The sequence below is a fragment of the Pseudoalteromonas sp. 1181_04 genome (assembly GCF_052850545.1).
This window is the reverse complement of record NZ_VXCS01000021.1, coordinates 1-17898: the sequence shown is the minus strand read 5'-3', so window position 1 is coordinate 17898 and position 17898 is coordinate 1. Positions and strand designations below refer to the sequence as shown.

The following is a 17898-nucleotide window of genomic DNA, read 5'->3' as shown; positions in this document are numbered from 1 at the left end:
CGTTTATCAGCAAATCAACAAAAAGCCGCTTAATTGCGGCTTTTTTGTGATTGTTTGTTAGGACCGTGGGGCAGAATGACATGAACACTAAGCCCACCGTGCTTACGATTGTGTAAGCTAATTTGACCATGATGCGCTTCGACTATTTCACGGCACAATGCTAACCCCAAACCACTACCAGCGACTTTAGTTGAATAAAATGGGATTAATGCATTGGCCATCACTTGCTCACTCATACCTTTACCTTGGTCGTTTACACTGATATGTGTGCCTTTAATATTCTGTGTAACAGTGACACTTATATGTTCGCTTGCAGAGCCTGATTCGTGAGCATTTTTTATTAAGTTGATCAGTAGCTGCTCGACTTGAGTCGGATCAGCCAGTGTATGCACGTCATTACTTATATCGAGCATAAAACACCATTGATTTTGCAGTTGTGTGAGCAACACTTGCCAATTAATTGCGCTTGGCTGAGGAGTGGGCAGTTTGGCAAATTTGCCATAGCCTTGTACAAAGTCGTTTAAATGTTTGATGCGTTCAGAAATGGTAGCAAACACGCGGCTAAGTCTGGGTTCGTCTACTTTTTCACTGAGTAACTGGCCGCTGTGCAGCATTGACGACATGGGACCCAGAGAGTTATTAAGTTCGTGACTGATGATCCGAATGACCTTTTTCCACACCTCGACTTCTTGACGGCTAAGTTCGCGGGTGAGTTGTTTAAAGACATATAAGTAATGGTATTGATTGTTAAGTAATAACTTACCGGTTGATAAATGCCACGCTTGAGATTCTTGGTCTTCAGTATCTAGCGTAAATAAACCATCGCTACCGCGCGTTAAAGCATTGTTTAACTGTGGATGAGCATTTTCAAGCAGGTGTGCAAACTGACTTCCTTCAAGCGCTGTTTTGGCATTAAAAAGGTCTCGGGCACTGTAGTTACTATAAACAATAAAGCCTTTATCATTTTTTAAAATAACGGCTTGGGGAGAGCTTTGTAGCACTTTATCAAGCATCAGCTCGCGCTGATAGATCCATTGTTTCTCTTGGCGTAATTGCTTTGCAGTTTGATTATACAATTGACACAAGCGGCCTAATTCATCGTTACCGTTATAAGCTAGTAAGGTGGCTAATTCACCGTCTTTAAAATTAAGCAAACCAGTTTCAAGTGAGTGTATGCCTTGCACCAGAGTGCGGCTGAGCCGAAAAGATAAATAACTTGCCAGCAGTGATGTGAGCAGCGTTGTTATTAGTAGTGAAGGCCAGCTTAAATGGGTTAACCAGCAGATGAGCCAAACAGGAATAAGTGCAGAGATGTTACATATCAGCACTATTTTACGGGTGAGAGACAGTGCCGGTTTATTTTTTTCCATTAGTAATCAATCTCAAATTTCTGCAAACGGCGGTATAGTGCTTGACGACTTAAACCAAACTGTCTGGCAACTTTTGCGATCACTCCTTGGTGCTGACGCATAGCTTGTTCTAGTTCTACTCTACTGGGTTCTTGTTTAGCAAAGTTAGTGTGCAGCGGTTGCGATTGTAGAGCAAAATCATCGAGGGTAATGTCGCCATTAGGTTTGAGTACGGCTGCGCGTTTACAGGCATTTTCTAGCTCACGAACGTTGCCGGGCCAATTGTGCGCGAGTAATCCTTGCTCTGTTGTAAGCGATAATTCGCGCTCGCCTAAGAAGTGTTTAGCAAGCGCTAAAATGTCATCTGGTCTTTGCGCTAAACTGGGTAAATTTAGCTCAATCACGTTGAGGCGATAATATAAGTCTTCTCTAAATCGACCTGCATGAATAGCCGCTTTTAAATCTTCATTGGTAGCTGAAATAACCCGAACATTTACTTTTTGTGTTTTTGTTGAACCGAGTCGTTCAAACTCACCAGTTTGTAACACGCGCAGTAGTTTCATTTGCCCTGATAATGGCAGGTTACCAATTTCATCTAAAAATAGCGTACCACCATCAGCTGCCTCAAAGCGACCAATTCGCTGTTTGGTGATGCCAGTATAAGCACCCGCTTCAGCGCCAAATAATTCGGCTTCAATTAAATCATGGGGCAGGGCTGCGGCATTGATGGTCAAAAACGGGGCATGGTTTAAGTGAGAATTGGCTTGAATAATTTGTGCAATGCGTTCTTTACCACTGCCATTTGCACCTGTTATTAGCACAGAGACATCTGACTTAGCGACTTGTATTGCCATATTGAGAATTTTTTCCATGGCGGTACTTTGATACACTAAACCAACTAGGTTGGCATCGGCTAAACTTGATGTTCGCTCTTGCTGGTGGCGCGCATACATTACATTTTGTTGTTTTGCTTGGCCAAGTTCGATTAAGTTATTAACACAGGTGAGGAGCTTGCTATCGTCCCATGGTTTAGGTAAGTAATCAGCGGCACCGGCTTTGACTAGCTCTATGGCGCTGGCCAGTTCAGTCCACGCGGTGATCAAAATAATCGGTAAGTGCGGGTTGAGAGCTCTTAGTTGATAAAACAACGCTTTACCTTCTTCGCCAGAGGTGGTGTCATTACTAAAATTCATATCTTGAATAACCAGCGCGATACGTTGGTATTGCACTATTTGTAAGGCTTCAAGCTGCGTTTTTGCTGTCACAACCTGATAGTCATGAATTTCTAACAGTAATGACAAGGCTTCTAATATGGCAGGGTTGTCATCGACAATAAGTATTTTTTCCATGTGAATTTAATCGCTGTTTTTGTTATCTTTATTTCAAAATGCTACACGGTATTAAACCAGTGTAGCATAGGTTGGGAGCTGCTTTATATTGTTCGCGTGGCGATACTCGGTGATATGTTGGCGGCACGTTTTGCAGGGCCAAACACGGCAAGTAAGCTCATAACAAACACCATAATGGCAGTGCCTGCGATATAGCTCGGTGGCAGTGCGGCAATTGAAAAGTGCTGCATTAACAATTGCCCAAGTAATAAAGCTGCGATACAACCTAAGATTAAACCAACACCACAGATCATCGCATTTTCAACTAAAAAATAGTAAATAATAGCTGATTTTCTGGCACCTAATGCACGGCGAGTGCCAATTTGTTTAGTGCGTTTGCTGATATTAAATAAAGTTAAGCCAAAGATACCTAGTGCGGTGACTAATACTAAAATAGTGATCAGCACAATCAGCATACGCATCATGAGTTTATCTGCAGCAACATATTGATTTTTGAGTTCATCTAGACCTTTTATATTATTGATCACCCGTTTGCTGTAATTTTTTAGCATCAGGTTTTCAACTTCTTTCATCACTGCATCACGTTGGTCTGGTTTGGTTCTAACCACAAATTGGGCAAGACTCTTTGCATTAATATATGGGATGAATGCAAGATTATCTGGGCGGCTGTCTTTAAGCCATGGGCTCATCATTTTTTCAACTACACCAATAACTTTCAAAGGCGTTTCACCAAAATAAATGGTTTGACCTAAACCATTTCCTTTAGGAAATAACTCATTGAGTAAGGTTTGTGAAACGATTGTAACACTCGGTCGTTTATCAACGTTATTTGTTACTAATACTTCATCTTCGCTAAAATTTCTACCCATAACTAGGTTTACACCGTAAGTGTTGATCCCATGATCATCAATAAAAAAATAAGCAGTTCTTACCGACAGGCCTTCTTGCGGGGCTGGTTTTAAACTAAAATCAGATGCGCTACCACCTCCAGATAAAGGAATGCTACTGCTCATTGCAGCATCAATGACTTCTGGTAAGGACCTTAGCATAGTTTCATCAAGCTCAATCTGCTGATTTATATCAACATCTTGTCCAAAGGTCATCACGTTGAATTTAAAAATATCGTGTTCAGGGTAGCCAGTGTCTTGATTTAAAAAAGCGACTCTATCTTGGATAATAAATGCCGCATTACTAACGATTGCTGTGGTTATGGCAATTTGAATTAAGAGTAATATTGCCCCGACTTTTGAGCGGCAAAGAGCATGAAATATAGGTTTGATTTCTAACATAATAAGGCTCCTTATTGGCTCTTGAGGTAAATTGCAGGGTTGGTTTTACACACTAACCAAGCAGGATAAAGTCCGGCTACGATGCAGGTTGTTATAGCGATAATAGGTGCACTGAGTAACATGGTGATATCCATGGTGGCTAAGCTTTCATAGTAACTGTAGCTTTGTCGCACAGCGAGTAAACCAACTTGTGCTATCACAATACCAAGCAAGCCACCTAAAGCCCCAAGCATGGCTACTTCAACTAGATGCTGTAAAAAAACTTGTCGTTTACTGGCTCCTAGTGCTCGGCGCACACCTACCTCCGGTGCCCGACGCAAAAACTTAGCGAGCAATAAACCAAGGATATTGGCTAAGCACACAGCTAAAAACATAAAGCTTAAGCCGACCAATATTTTGTTGTCTTCACTAACCACATTGTTGTATTGCATCCATTGGTTTACATCGCGTAGTTTGTATTCAAGTACTTTACGCTTAAAACGTCCTAATTTTTGTTGTTCTTGCATATAAGCTAATAAATAGTCTGCGTATGCTTGTTTTTGTTTGGCGTCAGATAATAGTGCCCAAAATTGGATCCAAACTTTTTCTGACTGCAGCTTGTCAGCAAATGTTCGGGTGTTTTCATGTTTCCACCCATTGGTATTACCCCACGTTACTACTTCATTAGCCTTAACTAAACTAAAAGGTAGGAATAATTCTTCGGGTTCATTAAATGCGCCATTGTTTAAATCGTAATATTTAGTCGTTAGCTGCCAATGTGCGATAACCCCGACAACTTCATAACTGAGATCATCCAGATAAATCACCTTACCTACAGAGTTTTTACCTGCAAATAATTTGTCATTGAGCTTTTCGCTGATCACCACCACGGATGCCGCTGTCTGTTCTTGTTGCGAAGACCAGCTTCCACCATAAATAAATGATAAATTAAATAGGCTAAAAAAATCGGGAGTGGTTAAACGTGCTTCACCTATAAATGGTTTAATGATGTCTGAATCTATATGCACCGAAAATCCAGAGCGCATCATGGCAATTTTATGCTCAGGTATTGGCGCATTCTGTAAATTAACCGCATCTTGATAGGTCAGTTGTGACGGCAGGTTATCTTTAGTCCACCACGTATTGCCATCATCCATTATTTGTAATTGCACAGTATAAAGTTGATTGCTTTTTTCGGGAATAGGATCCGCCGACATCATATGATAAACGCTTAAACTGGTCATGGTTACACCAATCCCAATAGCAATGGCTAGCACCATTAACATGCTTACCAGTGGTGTGCGCTTAAAACTACGCCAACTTAAATCGAGGTAATGTAATAGCATAAGTTACGCTCCAGCCACATTTTTTAGGTTTTGCGCGCCTTGATACAAGGTAAAGTCGGCAAGTTGACCATCAACCACTTGAATATTACGAGGTGCTCTGCGGGCAAGTTCTGGGTCATGAGTCACCATAATGATGGTCGCGCCGTCACGGTTAATTTGCTCCAGCAATTCCATCACTTGACGTGCCATTAAGCTGTCTAGGTTACCTGTTGGTTCATCGGCTAATAAAAAGCGCGGCTCACCGGCGAGGGCGCGGGCAATCGCTACCCGTTGCTGTTGACCACCTGATAACTGTTGCGGCAAATGTTTAGCGCGTGAAGCTAGACCTACTTGTTCTAAGCACTGTTCAATACGACGTTTACGCTCGCTTGCTTTAATACCTCGGTAGCGCAGTGGCACTTCAATGTTTTCATATAAATTTAAATCAGGGATCAGGTTGAAGCCTTGGAAAATAAAACCAATTTTTTGATTGCGACAATCCGCTCGTTGATTGTCGTTCAGTTTGCCAACATTAATACCATCGAGCAGATATTCACCACTGCTAAAAGGTTCTAACATGCCTGCGATATTTAAAAAGGTGGTTTTCCCGGAGCCACTAGGGCCAGTTACAGCGATAAATTCGCCTTCTTCTACTTGTAAGTTAAAGTCGCGTAATGCATGGGTTTGCACCATTTCTGTTTGATACAGTTTACTAATATTGTTCATTTTAAGCATGAGTTGATCCTTGTAATATGGTTGTTCTTATCTCAGTAATAATGTTGGCGCTTGTTTAAAGTTATCGTAACTGGAGATGATCAGCTGATCGCCTGAGCTAACACCTTGTAGCAATTCTATTGCGTTGATGCTGCTTGCCCCGGTTGTGATATTTACCAGTTGTGCGGTGTCGCCGATAACTTTGTAAACCTGCGTACCACCTTGCTGCATAAACGCACCGCGTTTGATTTGTAAAACGTCATCACGATTTTCTAATAAAATGCGCGCTGTTAATCGCTGGTTTTGGCGAATGCCTTTTAGCTCTTCGTCAAAGCGTACTCGAGTAGTTACTTCACGATTGTTAACTTCCGGCGAAATTGCCGACAACACACCAGTCACTTTTTTTGCCCCGAGTGTGAGCTCAACTTCCATTCCTAAACCGAGTTCGTTGGCGTAACTTTCAGGTACTTGCAGTTGTGCTTCAAAATTACTTAAATCAACCAGCGTCATTAACGGCTGACTTTGGGTAACGGCTTCTTTTTGTTGTACAAGCAGGTTACCAACAATACCGGTGACGCTGGCTTTAATAGTTAAGTTTCTGACTTGACGATTTAAATCATCAACGATCAGTTGTTGGCGAGCGAGATCGCGCTCTGCAGCTTTGAGTTCAAATGCGAGTGTATCTTTAGCAAGTTCAACTTCTTGTTGAGCGTGTTTGTAAGAAAGCTTGGCTCGGGCAAGATCATCAACTGCTTTTTCTAAATCAATTTGGCTGATCAAGTTTTTTTCGATAGAAAGCTTAGCACGGCGATTTTCCCTGTCTGCTGCATTGAGCTCTACTTGGGCGAGATCAAGCGTTTTGGTTAAGCTTAACTTTTGTCGGCGTGCTTCTAAGTGCTTACGTTGTAATTCACCATCAAGGCGGGCTAACACCGATTGTTGCTGTTTTAGTTCATTATTGAGTTCTGGGCTATCGACTAAAGCAATAATGTCATCTTTATTTACTTTATCACCGGCTTTAACTTGTAAATCCACATATCCACGTTCTGGGCTATAAACCTTAGGAGCATTTGCAGCAACAATTTTACCGCTGGCGGCTACATCACGTACTAAACGACTAATATTAACGGTAGCAATCTGTAAAGAAGCCCGGTCAACAGAAATACTGCCTTGATTGTTACCCATAAATGCTTGTGCACATAAAGCAAGTACGGCAAGTGATAGCGCCAGCACTATTAATGGTTTTTTGTAACTGCGTCTTTGCGTAATACTTACATCTTGTCCGCTGGTATCTTTTATCATGAGTGATCCTTAGCTATGTCTATTCTCGCAGTAAGTGATCATCAAGCTCACTACTAAGACAGTGATTGGTGAAACTAAAAATAAACTGAGAATAAACATAAGTTGTGTCCTGTAATTATCTTTTAATGTTTATTCGAATATCATGCCACTATTTAATGTCATGATTTTAATGAAATAATTATTTATTTTTAAATTATTTGGTGTCCGCGGACATAAATTGTGTCCGCTGCGGACACTTTACTATGGCGGCTAAGAAGCTGCCGCAGGCGTCAACAGGGTGAGCAAGCTAAAAACTTACTAACTAGCGTAAATTATGCAAAATGTGACTGTTGTGATGATAATTATGCATTAATTAGTGGCTTTAAATTTACCCATAAAAAGACACTGGAAAGAGTATTTACTCTAATGCGCACTGTGGTATCGACCTTGAACGACAACAAAGAGATTCAATAAAAAAGAAAGCATTTATTTTCGCTACATAACTCAGTGAATATTTATTCATTTTTACTCTGGTTTACGTTAACGTAAACTGCAGGTTTGCAGAGCGGTTATTTTACAACTTGTTAAATATGACACCAGTGTCATAAAAAAATAACGGGTAAAATATCGCTAAATGTTAAAAATAGGCATGAAATAAAAAGATTGTGTTGTGGTGAGAAATATTCAAGAATGTGAATATGTATTCAAGGCGCTATTGACTCAATGTACAATTGGCGATAGTTTTGACTGTCTGCTAGCAAACCGTCGAGAAGGTCATTCATAGCTAGCTGTTGTAGCAAGGGGAGGGGTCTATGTTATACGACTCAAAATTAGAAAAAGATAATTGTGGCTTTGGCTTAATAGCCCAAGTTAATGGTCAGGCAAGTCATCGTTTAATTCGAACAGCGATCACTGGCTTAGACCGTATGGAACACCGTGGTGGTATTTCTGCCGATGGTAAAACAGGCGATGGCTGTGGCTTATTATTACAAAAGCCAGATAGCTTTTTTCGTGCTATTGCCGCTGAAAAAAATTGGCACTTGGGTAAAAATTATGCCGTTGGCATGATTTTCCTAAACTCAGATCCAGTACTTGCGCAAGCTGCAAAAGATATATTGAGTGAAGAACTCGAAAAAGAAACCCTCAATATTCAAGGTTGGCGAATTGTGCCAACAGATGAATCATGTTTAGGGCCAATTGCAATAAAGCAGTTACCTAAATTTGAACAGATTTTTGTTAATGCACCAGAAGGCTGGCGCCCAAAAGATTTAGAGCGTCGTTTATACGTTGCGCGCCGTCGTGCTGAAAAGCGTTTAAGCGAAGATGAAGGCTTTTACATTGCCAGCTTGTCAGGGTTAGTAACTATCTACAAAGGCTTAATGATGCCGGTGGATTTGCCTAACTTCTATTTAGATTTAGCCGATATCCGCATGACCAGCGCAATTTGTGTATTTCACCAACGTTTTTCAACTAATACACAACCGCGTTGGCCTTTGGCTCAGCCGTTCCGCTATTTAGCGCATAACGGTGAAATCAACACCATACAAGGTAACCGCCAGTGGGCTCGTGCTCGTTCATATAAGTTTGCATCGCCGCTTATTCCAGATTTGCAATCAGCAGCACCCTTTGTCAATGAAACCGGCTCAGATTCATCAAGCCTAGATAATATGCTTGAGTTGTTTTTAGCTGGTGGCATGGATTTATTTCGTGCTATGCGAATGCTAGTACCACCTGCATGGCAGAAAAACCGTGCGATGGATGATGACTTACGTGCATTTTACGACTTTAACTCTATGCACATGGAACCATGGGATGGCCCAGCTGGTATTGTGATGTCTGATGGGCGTTTTGCTGCGTGTAACTTGGACCGTAATGGTCTGCGTCCTGCACGTTATGTGATCACTCAAGATGGCTTTATTACCCTAGCTTCTGAAGTGGGTATTTGGGATTACACTGCGGATGAAGTGGTTGAGAAAGGCCGCGTTGGCCCTGGTGAGCTGTTAGTTATTGATACTCAGTTAGGTAAAATTTGGCACTCAGACGAAATTGATCGCGACCTTAAATCTCGCCACCCATATAAAGCATGGCTTGAGGCCAATGTTAAGCGCTTAACGCCGTTTGAGCAGCTATCAGAGCAAGATGCGGGCAACCGTTCATTTGATGATGAAACATTACTGAAATATCAAAAAATGTTTGGTTACACCAATGAAGAACTTGATAGCGTTATTCGCGTAATGGGTGAAATTGGTCAAGAAGCAACCGGTTCTATGGGGGATGACACGCCATTTGCAGTGCTTTCTGAAGGTAACCGTTCATTGTTTGATTACTTCCGTCAAAAGTTTGCGCAAGTAACTAACCCGCCAATCGATCCACTGCGTGAAAACCATGTAATGTCGCTGGCGACCTGTATCGGTAGTGAGCAAAACGTGTTTAACGAGACCACCGGCCACGCTAAGCGTCTACAGTTTGATACTCCAATTCTAATGTATGCAGACATGCAACAATTATTGAGCGCTGATCAGGCTCATTACAGCTATTGCAAAATCGATATCACCTACAGCAAAGAAGAAGGCCTTGGTGATGCAGTAATCCGTATTTGTGACGAAGCGCAAGAAAAAGCAGCTGGTGGCTGTGTCATGTTGTTTTTGAGTGACCGTAATTTTGATGAGAATAAATTACCAATTCCTGCCGCTATGGCTGTTGGAGCGGTACAAAAGCGTTTAGTTGATAACAATTTACGTTGTGAATCAAATATCATCATTGAAACAGGTAGTGTCCGTGACGCGCATCAATTTGCGGTATTAATTGGTTTTGGTGCAACGGCAATTTACCCGTACTTAGCATATGAATCACTGGTTGCGATGAGCGACTCTAAAGTGATCAACAAGAGCTATTGCCAAGTTACGCTTGCTTATCGTAATGCAATCAACAAAGGCTTGTACAAGATCATGTCAAAAATGGGCATTAGTACCGTGGCATCGTATCGTTGTTCAATGTTGTTTGAAGCAGTTGGTTTGTCGGATGCAATTGTTGATACCTGTTTTAATGGTGTGGCAAGTCGCATTAAAGGCGCGTGTTTTACTGATTTTGATGATGACCAACGCAAGTTACATACTTTGGCATTAAGTAAACGTAAATTACTCAGCCATGGCGGCTTATTAAAGTATGTGCATGACGGCGAGTATCACGCGTACAACCCAGACGTCATTCAAACGTTACAAAAAGCGGTGCGCTCAGGCGAATATTCTGATTACAGCGTATACGCAGATCTTGTTAATAAGCGCCCAATTGCCACATTACGTGACATGCTTGCACTGAAACTGCCAGCAGAAGGGATCAGCATTGATGATGTTGAGCCAGCAACTGAGCTATATAAGCGTTTTGACTCGGCGGCAATGAGTATCGGTGCTTTATCGCCAGAGGCGCATGAAGCGCTTGCAATTGCGATGAACCGCTTAGGTGGCTGTTCAAATTCAGGTGAAGGCGGCGAAGACAAACTACGCTATGGTACCGAGAAAAACTCACGTATCAAGCAAGTTGCATCAGGTCGTTTTGGGGTAACACCACATTACTTACGCAGTGCTGACGTTATTCAAATTAAAGTAGCGCAAGGTGCAAAACCAGGTGAAGGCGGGCAATTGCCGGGCGAAAAAGTAACCCCGTATATTGCTAAGCTTCGTTACTCGGTACCGGGGGTGACCTTAATTTCACCTCCACCGCATCACGATATTTATTCGATTGAAGATTTAGCTCAGCTTATTTTCGATTTAAAACAAGTAAACCCTAAAGCGTTGATCTCAGTAAAACTAGTATCAGAGCCAGGTGTGGGCACAATCGCCACTGGTGTTGCTAAAGCATATGCTGATTTAATTACTATTTCAGGCTATGACGGCGGTACTGGCGCAAGCCCGCTAACGTCGGTTAAATATGCGGGTAGCCCGTGGGAGCTTGGTCTTGCTGAAACACAACAAGCGCTGGTTGAAAACGGTTTACGTCATCGTATTCGTTTGCAAACTGATGGTGGTTTAAAAACCGGCCTTGATATCATCAAAGCAGCTATTTTAGGTGCAGAGAGCTTTGGTTTTGGTACGGGTCCTATGGTTGCGCTTGGTTGTAAGTACCTGCGTATTTGCCACCTAAATAACTGTGCAACCGGTGTAGCAACGCAAGACGAAACATTGCGTCAAAAACATTTCCATGGCCTACCAGAAATGGCGATGAACTACTTTAAGTTTATTGCTCAAGAAGCCCGTGAAATTATGGCAAGCCTTGGGGTTGCCAAACTAACAGACTTAATCGGTCGTCTTGATTTACTCGAAGCGATTGAAGGTAAAACTGCAAAACAGCAAAAAATTGATTTATCGTCAGTGATTGCACAGCCGAATAACCCAACTGGTGAAACCTTATACTGCAGCGCACCTAATACGTCACATTATTTAGGTAAGTTGAATGAAACCTTACTTGCTAAAGCTCAACAAGCAATTGATGAGAGCAGCGGTATTTCACTGGTCAGCCGTATTTGTAACACTGACCGTTCAGTGGGCGCGATGTTATCGGGTTATATAGCCGATAAGCATGGCAATCAAGGCATGGCGGCTGATCCTGTCTCGATTGAGTTACACGGAACCGCTGGTCAATCATTTGGTGTATGGAATGCTGGTGGCCTAGAAATGACCCTAGTCGGCGATGCTAACGATTACGTAGGCAAAGGCATGGCGGGCGGTAAGCTGGTTATTCGCCCACCACTGGGTTCGTCATTTGAAAGTCACAAAGCGACCATCGCAGGTAATACCTGTTTATATGGTGCAACGGGTGGCAAGCTGTTTGCTGCAGGTTGTGCTGGAGAGCGTTTTGCGGTTCGTAACTCAGGCGTGCAAGCGGTTGTTGAAGGCGTAGGTGATAATGGCTGTGAGTACATGACCGGTGGCGTAGTTTGCGTGCTGGGCAATGTAGGCGTGAACTTTGGTGCAGGTATGACCGGTGGCTTTGCCTATATTTTGGATGAGCGTAATGACTTTGAAAAACGCATCAATCCAGAGCTAGTCGAAGTGGTGCTGTTAGATGAGCTAGCGTCACACCAAGAGCATTTGCGTGGTCTAATTGCTGAGCATTTAGAACTAACAGGCTCAAGCCGTGCAGAAACTATTTTAGCCAGTTTTGAAACGTATTTACCAAAATTCAAACTAGTTAAGCCAAAATCAAGTGATGTGAAAAGTTTACTCGGGCATCGCGCTCGTAGTAGTGCTGAACTTCGTGTTCAAGCACAGTAAGGGGGTAGTATGAGCGAGAATGTATATCAATTTATAGACGTGCAGCGGGTTGATCCCCGCAAGAAGCCAATTTCGTCACGTAAAAAATCATTTGTTGAAATTTACGAACCCTTTTCAGAGAAGCAAGTAAACTCACAAGCGGACCGCTGCCTAGATTGTGGTAATCCGTATTGTGAATGGAAATGCCCAGTGCATAACTATATCCCACAGTGGTTAAAGTTAATTCGTACTGGCCGTATTCTTGAAGCTGCGGAGCTATCACACCGCACAAATAGTTTACCAGAAGTGTGTGGCCGGGTGTGCCCGCAAGATCGTTTGTGTGAAGGTTCATGTACATTAGACGAAGAGTTTGGTGCAGTAACAATCGGTAATATTGAAAAATATATTACTGATACTGCATTTAAAATGGGCTGGAAGCCTGATATGTCGTACGTGGTATGGACCGATAAAAAAGTAGCTATCATAGGTGCCGGCCCTGCAGGCCTAGGTTGCGCTGATATTCTAGTGCGTAATGGTGTAAAACCAGTGGTATTTGACCGTCATCCAGAAATTGGTGGCTTGCTTACTTTTGGTATACCATCGTTCAAACTTGAAAAACAAGTCATGCAAAAACGTCGTGAAATTTTCACCGAAATGGGGGTTGAGTTTAAACTTAACACTGAAGTTGGTGTTGATATCACTATGGATGAAATATTGGCCGAATACGACGCAGTATTTTTGGGAGTGGGGACTTATCAAAGCATGCGTGCTGGCCTTGAAAACGAAGATGCACCAGGTGTACATGATGCATTACCGTTCTTAATCGGTAATACCAACCGCGTAATGGGCTATGATGAGTCTAACCAAGCTTATCTTGATATGGCTAACCAAAAGGTTGTGGTACTTGGTGGTGGTGATACCGCGATGGACTGTGTACGTACCTCAATTCGTCAAGGTGCGGCAAAAGTAATCTGTGCTTATCGTCGTGATGAAGAAAACATGCCAGGTTCAAGACGTGAAGTGAAAAACGCCAAAGAAGAAGGTGTTGAATTTACTTTTAACGTGCAACCAACCGGTATCGTACTAAACGACAACGGCCATGTTGCAGGCGTACAAATGGTGAAAACCCAAATGGGTGAACCAGATGAAAAAGGCCGTAGCAGAGCTGAAGTGATCCCGGGTTCTGAGCATGTGATTGAAGCCGACCAAGTACTCATGGCGTTTGGTTTCAAACCACACAAAATGGATTGGTTAGAAAAGTACGATGTAGAAATAAACCACTGGGGCGGCATTAACGCACCAGAACAAGGTGAATTTACCCATCAAACAACTAACCCTAAAATCTTTGCTGGCGGCGATATAGTGCGCGGCTCAGATTTAGTAGTCACAGCAATCTTCGAAGGGCGTAACGCCGCCGAAGGGATCATGGACTACTTGAAAGTGTAACGTTTTAAAGGTTTAAGAATGTAAAAAGCAAGCCAGATGGCTTGCTTTTTTTATGGCTTGGATAGTAGAGTTTTAAGCGCTAAGTCGTAAGTTTTAAGTTTACTCGGTGTTAAATTAAGCAACGTAGGTAGGGTGACAACTAAACCCAACGAAAAAATAGCTAACCAGTTAACACAGGCAAGAGGAACTAAGAAATGATAGACCCTTTTCTTTTGATGATATAATTCTGAATTGCGATGATACTCAGAAACAAAGCTGAAGATTATTTATCATGCTGCTGCCTTTTAATACACTTTGTTTATGGTCAGAATTGCGCGGTGACTGAGTATCGTTAATTCCCCTCTCACATTTTACGCCCAATTAGATTAGTGTTGGCACTATGGTGATAAATGAATTGTTTTTATTGAAAAAGATAAATTAAAAAATAATGATTTTAGTTATTTAAAAAAGTGATGCAGGTTAAGCTACATATGGATGAACCCAAGAAAAAATTAAAGCAGCATTTAGAGACGTATACACCGACTTGTATTGCTATTTTTAAACGCTTTATTTCGAAGTACGAAATCACGATGAAAAATGAGACCGGACGTGTAGAGTGTATTTGCGAAGTGTTTGATGAGCATAAGTTAGCGCTGACATTTATTACCTGTACTGATATGGCAAACCATAGCCAAGTGCTTGAGGATTGCGATGAAGCTTTTATGGCGAAACATGAGTTTATCAGTCGCGAATATCATGCACAGTATATGGCTTATTTAAAACAGTATATTGCAAAAAATGATATTGATGAAGATGAGTGTGATGCTTATGATAGTATCAGCGAACCCATTATTATTGAATGGCTGTCGCAATGTTGGTTGATGGCTAATAACGATAATAACTCAGACTATAATCTTTTTTATTTTATACACCGTTATCCAAATGAACCGACAATAAACTTAGTTAATCAAGAAAAATTATCGCTATATGAGTTAAATAGTGATAGGTAGATAACGTGTGTGTTTGGGCTCATATAATAACAATAGGTTGAGTGTATGAATCTTATGAAAAATGTGATGAAACTGACTTTTGATAATATCACCTTATCTATAACACAAGAATGCCAGTTTTTTCGATATAAGAGCAAAGCGCCATATGGTTATAAATCCCAACTCATAGCTTGCATACTTAATAGTCCCGCTGTTTCCTGTTGATCCATATCATCCTTATACATTTGCCTAGCTATAGTGAATACTTCATAAGTTAGGCCGTAGCTTCTTACGTATTCTATAAAATCTAGTAACTCAAACCTATCTACGTCGCCGTTTATTAGTTTATCTTTAAAAAACTGTATATCGTCATCCATCTAGTTCTCTTTTAATTAGCACATAACAAAAACATCAAAATGATTTAGTACGTTTTTGCAATTGTTAAGGATGTTTATTATTATCACTTAGTTAAATATTAAAGATAAGCTAAATTTATGTGTTTGATACTTTTATATTTGAATATGAGTATAGTATTAGAAAATGAATCTAACTTTACAGCTAGTAAATACTTGTCATTAGTGACTGAATAGTGATTTTTATCAATGTTACTACAACCAACTTACATCTCATTGTGAAATTCACTAATTTTTCTACTGTTAAGTAGGCAGCTTTTCAACGTAACTAATTATCAGTTATACTGATGATGAAATTCAATGATTATCAGTAATCTAAGCAGGATTAATAATCCTTAGTTTTGCTCCTTCGTTGTATATTCAACTAATAATTTCTGCTTGTAAACGAGGTTTGACAAAGGAGTCAATTATGAAAAGTCGTGAAGTTTCGCACTTTTTTCTTGGAAGAGTTTCTGATCATTTAAAATACAATTCCTTCCTTGAAGAGCGTTATGGTTTTGATGATGACATTCCTCTTTCAAAATTTTGCGAATCACAGGGAGAAGTTTTTATCGATCATGACTTCATGGAAATTGGATCAAGAGATCAGGAGTCTTCATTAGAAACTTTTTTTAAGCCGTATTCATATTCTGAGTATTGGCTGCATGATGTTATTAAAACAGCAGAGGAATTTGAATTATTAGATGCTAACGTGCTTCTATTTTTATCAAAGGAAGAAATTGATAGGCCAAGAACAGTCAAAGGTGATGGATTTGAATTGATATATATGGGTGAGTTTAGTTATCCCACTTAAAGTATGGAGAGCTATTCGGATAGCAATTTTATAGATATGGCTAAATAGTTTTATATGTATTGGGGTAGTATGAAATATTTCTCAAGTATTATGGCGTTGTTAATTTCGTTTCATCTTATTGCTCAAGAAATCAAAGTTAATTCAGGAAGTTATTCAGATTACTATCACATAAAATATGAACTTACTTCAGGCAAGTATTTTGTAAACACTGAATATGGACTCAATAAAGGGGGTCAATTTGAAGTATTTGTGCCAAAAGAGTACTTTCCGATCACGGCGCCAATGTGCAAAAAAAATATCATAATTCGTATGCCTTACTCTAACTCTGAAAAACGTAAACGTGCTCTTTACAACGCACTATTATTGTCAAAAACGATGACCGTTATATTAGAGCTAAATCCGTATGTTAAAGTCTTACAAAAAGAGCCATTACAGGTTGAGTTAGAAAACTGTAATGTATTTTTTAGGCATAAAGCGGGGGATTACTTTGATCAGCTCTAAAATACGTGATAGATAATTCACGCGGTTGATGCTTTACACACTTGAAAGTCTCTTAGTTTCTGTGTGAGTTAAAATTACTCAAAGATGACTTTAAGTCGTATATTTGATTAACTTACTTGATATATTTGACATAAATTTTAAGTGGAAACTTATATAAAAATTAGGATCGTAATGGAAAACTTAACGAATGAATCTTACACTTTTAAAGATATCGACGACAAAATTTTAATTTTAGATTATATAGGGGATTCAAAAGACGTTGTTATCCCTGATTATATTAATAACAAACCTGTGGTTGCAATTATGCGTGAAGCGTTTGACAATAAAAAGCTTGAAGCTGTTGTGTTACCAAAGTATTTAGAATTTATAGATGAAGATGCCTTCTATCAAAACCAAATTAAAGAAATTGTTATTCCTGCTAGCGTTATAAAAATTGGTGGTGGGGCATTTGGACGTAATAAAATAGAAAAGCTGACTATTGAAGCGGAAATAGATTCTCTTCCTATGTTTTGTTTTGTCGGGAATAACATAGAAAACTTGACTATACCGGCTTCTGTAACGTCAATTAGTAATGATTGCTTCGGTGAAAATAAATATCTTAAAAAAGTTACTTTGCCTGAATGTTTATTAGAGGATAAAAAGAATATATTTGGTGGTTGTGATATCGACAACATTACTTTTATTCCAATTTAAAGAGCTCGATTTATAGAAAGACGAAGGTCTATAACTCTTTGTTACCTACATGGATGTGGGTAAGGGACGCGGTAGTTTAATTGCTCGATTTTTTACTTGGCCCACCAGGTTATAAATCTCGCGCCGCGATTACCCCCATATTGAACGAATTTTAATCCGCAAGGGGTGGGTTGAAGACAGGTTACTAGAATTGACTAAGGTATTTTGCATTGATGTATGTACTTATGCAGTCATGAGTAAATCAGAGCTCATCTTTTTTAACCAAGCGGTTGAACAATACCGAGAGCGCTTAGTAAGCATCAGTTGGTTTATGAAGATATTAAATGAAGACAGTGCCTGCCAGTAAAGCGAATAAAGAAGATAACTGCACAGGGCGCTTTTATTCGCTGCCATCCGTGGCGCTCACACTTCGGGCTGCCTAATGGCATTCAAATTTATTCTCTATAAATTTGTGGGAAGGATGCTTCAAGTCACAAGCGCTTCTTGATGAAGCTGCAGAGGCATTCTGTATGGTATATGTTGATTTAGACCCTATCAGGGCCAAAATGG

The 17898-nt window shown here is 40.5% G+C and carries 13 protein-coding genes and 1 pseudogene; 7 read left to right on the top strand and 7 right to left on the bottom strand.

Annotation, left to right across the window (positions count from 1 at the left end):
* Positions 1-29 precede the first annotated feature (29 nt).
* From FW757_RS17000 to FW757_RS16975, 6 genes are all read right to left on the bottom strand, one after another.
* Complete coding sequence (locus FW757_RS17000) at positions 30-1370, bottom strand: sensor histidine kinase (protein WP_149982776.1); 1341 nt, start codon at positions 1368-1370, stop codon at positions 30-32.
* On the bottom strand, positions 1370-2698 hold the full coding sequence (locus FW757_RS16995) for a sigma-54-dependent transcriptional regulator (protein ID WP_182719482.1): 1329 nt from the start codon (positions 2696-2698) through the stop codon (positions 1370-1372). The genes FW757_RS17000 and FW757_RS16995 overlap by 1 nt, the downstream gene beginning before the upstream one ends.
* Before the next feature lie 83 nt (positions 2699-2781).
* Complete coding sequence (locus FW757_RS16990) at positions 2782-3987, bottom strand: ABC transporter permease (RefSeq protein ID WP_169021298.1); 1206 nt, start codon at positions 3985-3987, stop codon at positions 2782-2784.
* Positions 3988-3998: 11 nt separating this feature from the next.
* Positions 3999-5312: an ABC transporter permease gene (locus FW757_RS16985; protein ID WP_169021297.1), complete on the bottom strand. Its 1314-nt coding sequence runs from the start codon at positions 5310-5312 to the stop codon at positions 3999-4001.
* 3 nt (positions 5313-5315) lie between these two features.
* Positions 5316-6026, bottom strand: coding sequence for an ABC transporter ATP-binding protein (locus FW757_RS16980; protein WP_182740608.1), 711 nt, complete (start codon positions 6024-6026; stop codon positions 5316-5318).
* 27 nt (positions 6027-6053) lie between these two features.
* Positions 6054-7307 carry an efflux RND transporter periplasmic adaptor subunit gene (locus tag FW757_RS16975; protein WP_182719478.1) on the bottom strand — a complete coding sequence of 418 codons (1254 nt, stop codon included), beginning with the start codon at positions 7305-7307 and terminating at the stop codon, positions 6054-6056.
* A 791-nt stretch (positions 7308-8098) separates the two neighbouring features.
* Between FW757_RS16975 and gltB the strand changes: the two genes are divergently transcribed.
* The 3 genes from gltB (at position 8099) to FW757_RS16960 (ending at position 14970) form a co-directional block, all read left to right on the top strand.
* Complete coding sequence (gltB, locus tag FW757_RS16970; RefSeq protein ID WP_145242134.1) at positions 8099-12556, top strand: glutamate synthase large subunit; 4458 nt, start codon at positions 8099-8101, stop codon at positions 12554-12556.
* Positions 12557-12565: 9 nt separating this feature from the next.
* Positions 12566-13981 carry an FAD-dependent oxidoreductase gene (locus tag FW757_RS16965; protein WP_182719477.1) on the top strand — a complete coding sequence of 472 codons (1416 nt, stop codon included), beginning with the start codon at positions 12566-12568 and terminating at the stop codon, positions 13979-13981.
* A 470-nt stretch (positions 13982-14451) separates the two neighbouring features.
* On the top strand, positions 14452-14970 hold the full coding sequence (locus FW757_RS16960) for a hypothetical protein (RefSeq protein ID WP_182768378.1): 519 nt from the start codon (positions 14452-14454) through the stop codon (positions 14968-14970).
* Positions 14971-15119: 149 nt separating this feature from the next.
* Here FW757_RS16960 and FW757_RS16955 read toward each other — a convergent pair whose 3' ends face one another.
* Complete coding sequence (locus tag FW757_RS16955) at positions 15120-15326, bottom strand: hypothetical protein (RefSeq protein WP_182719672.1); 207 nt, start codon at positions 15324-15326, stop codon at positions 15120-15122.
* 445 nt (positions 15327-15771) lie between these two features.
* Here FW757_RS16955 and FW757_RS16950 point away from each other — a divergent pair, with 445 nt between their 5' ends.
* The 4 genes and pseudogenes from FW757_RS16950 to FW757_RS16935 form a co-directional block, all read left to right on the top strand.
* Entirely contained in the window at positions 15772-16155 is a 384-nt protein-coding gene (locus tag FW757_RS16950) for an immunity 22 family protein (RefSeq protein WP_182768377.1), read from the top strand.
* A gap of 69 nt (positions 16156-16224) precedes the next feature.
* A complete protein-coding gene (locus FW757_RS16945) occupies positions 16225-16656 on the top strand; it encodes a hypothetical protein (protein ID WP_182768376.1) in 432 nt (143 codons plus the stop codon).
* A gap of 171 nt (positions 16657-16827) precedes the next feature.
* Positions 16828-17349 (top strand): leucine-rich repeat domain-containing protein, encoded by a 522-nt coding sequence (locus FW757_RS16940; protein ID WP_182719675.1) that lies wholly within the window; start codon positions 16828-16830, stop codon positions 17347-17349.
* 115 nt (positions 17350-17464) lie between these two features.
* A pseudogene (locus FW757_RS16935) lies at positions 17465-17898 on the top strand (hypothetical protein); the annotation flags it as partial.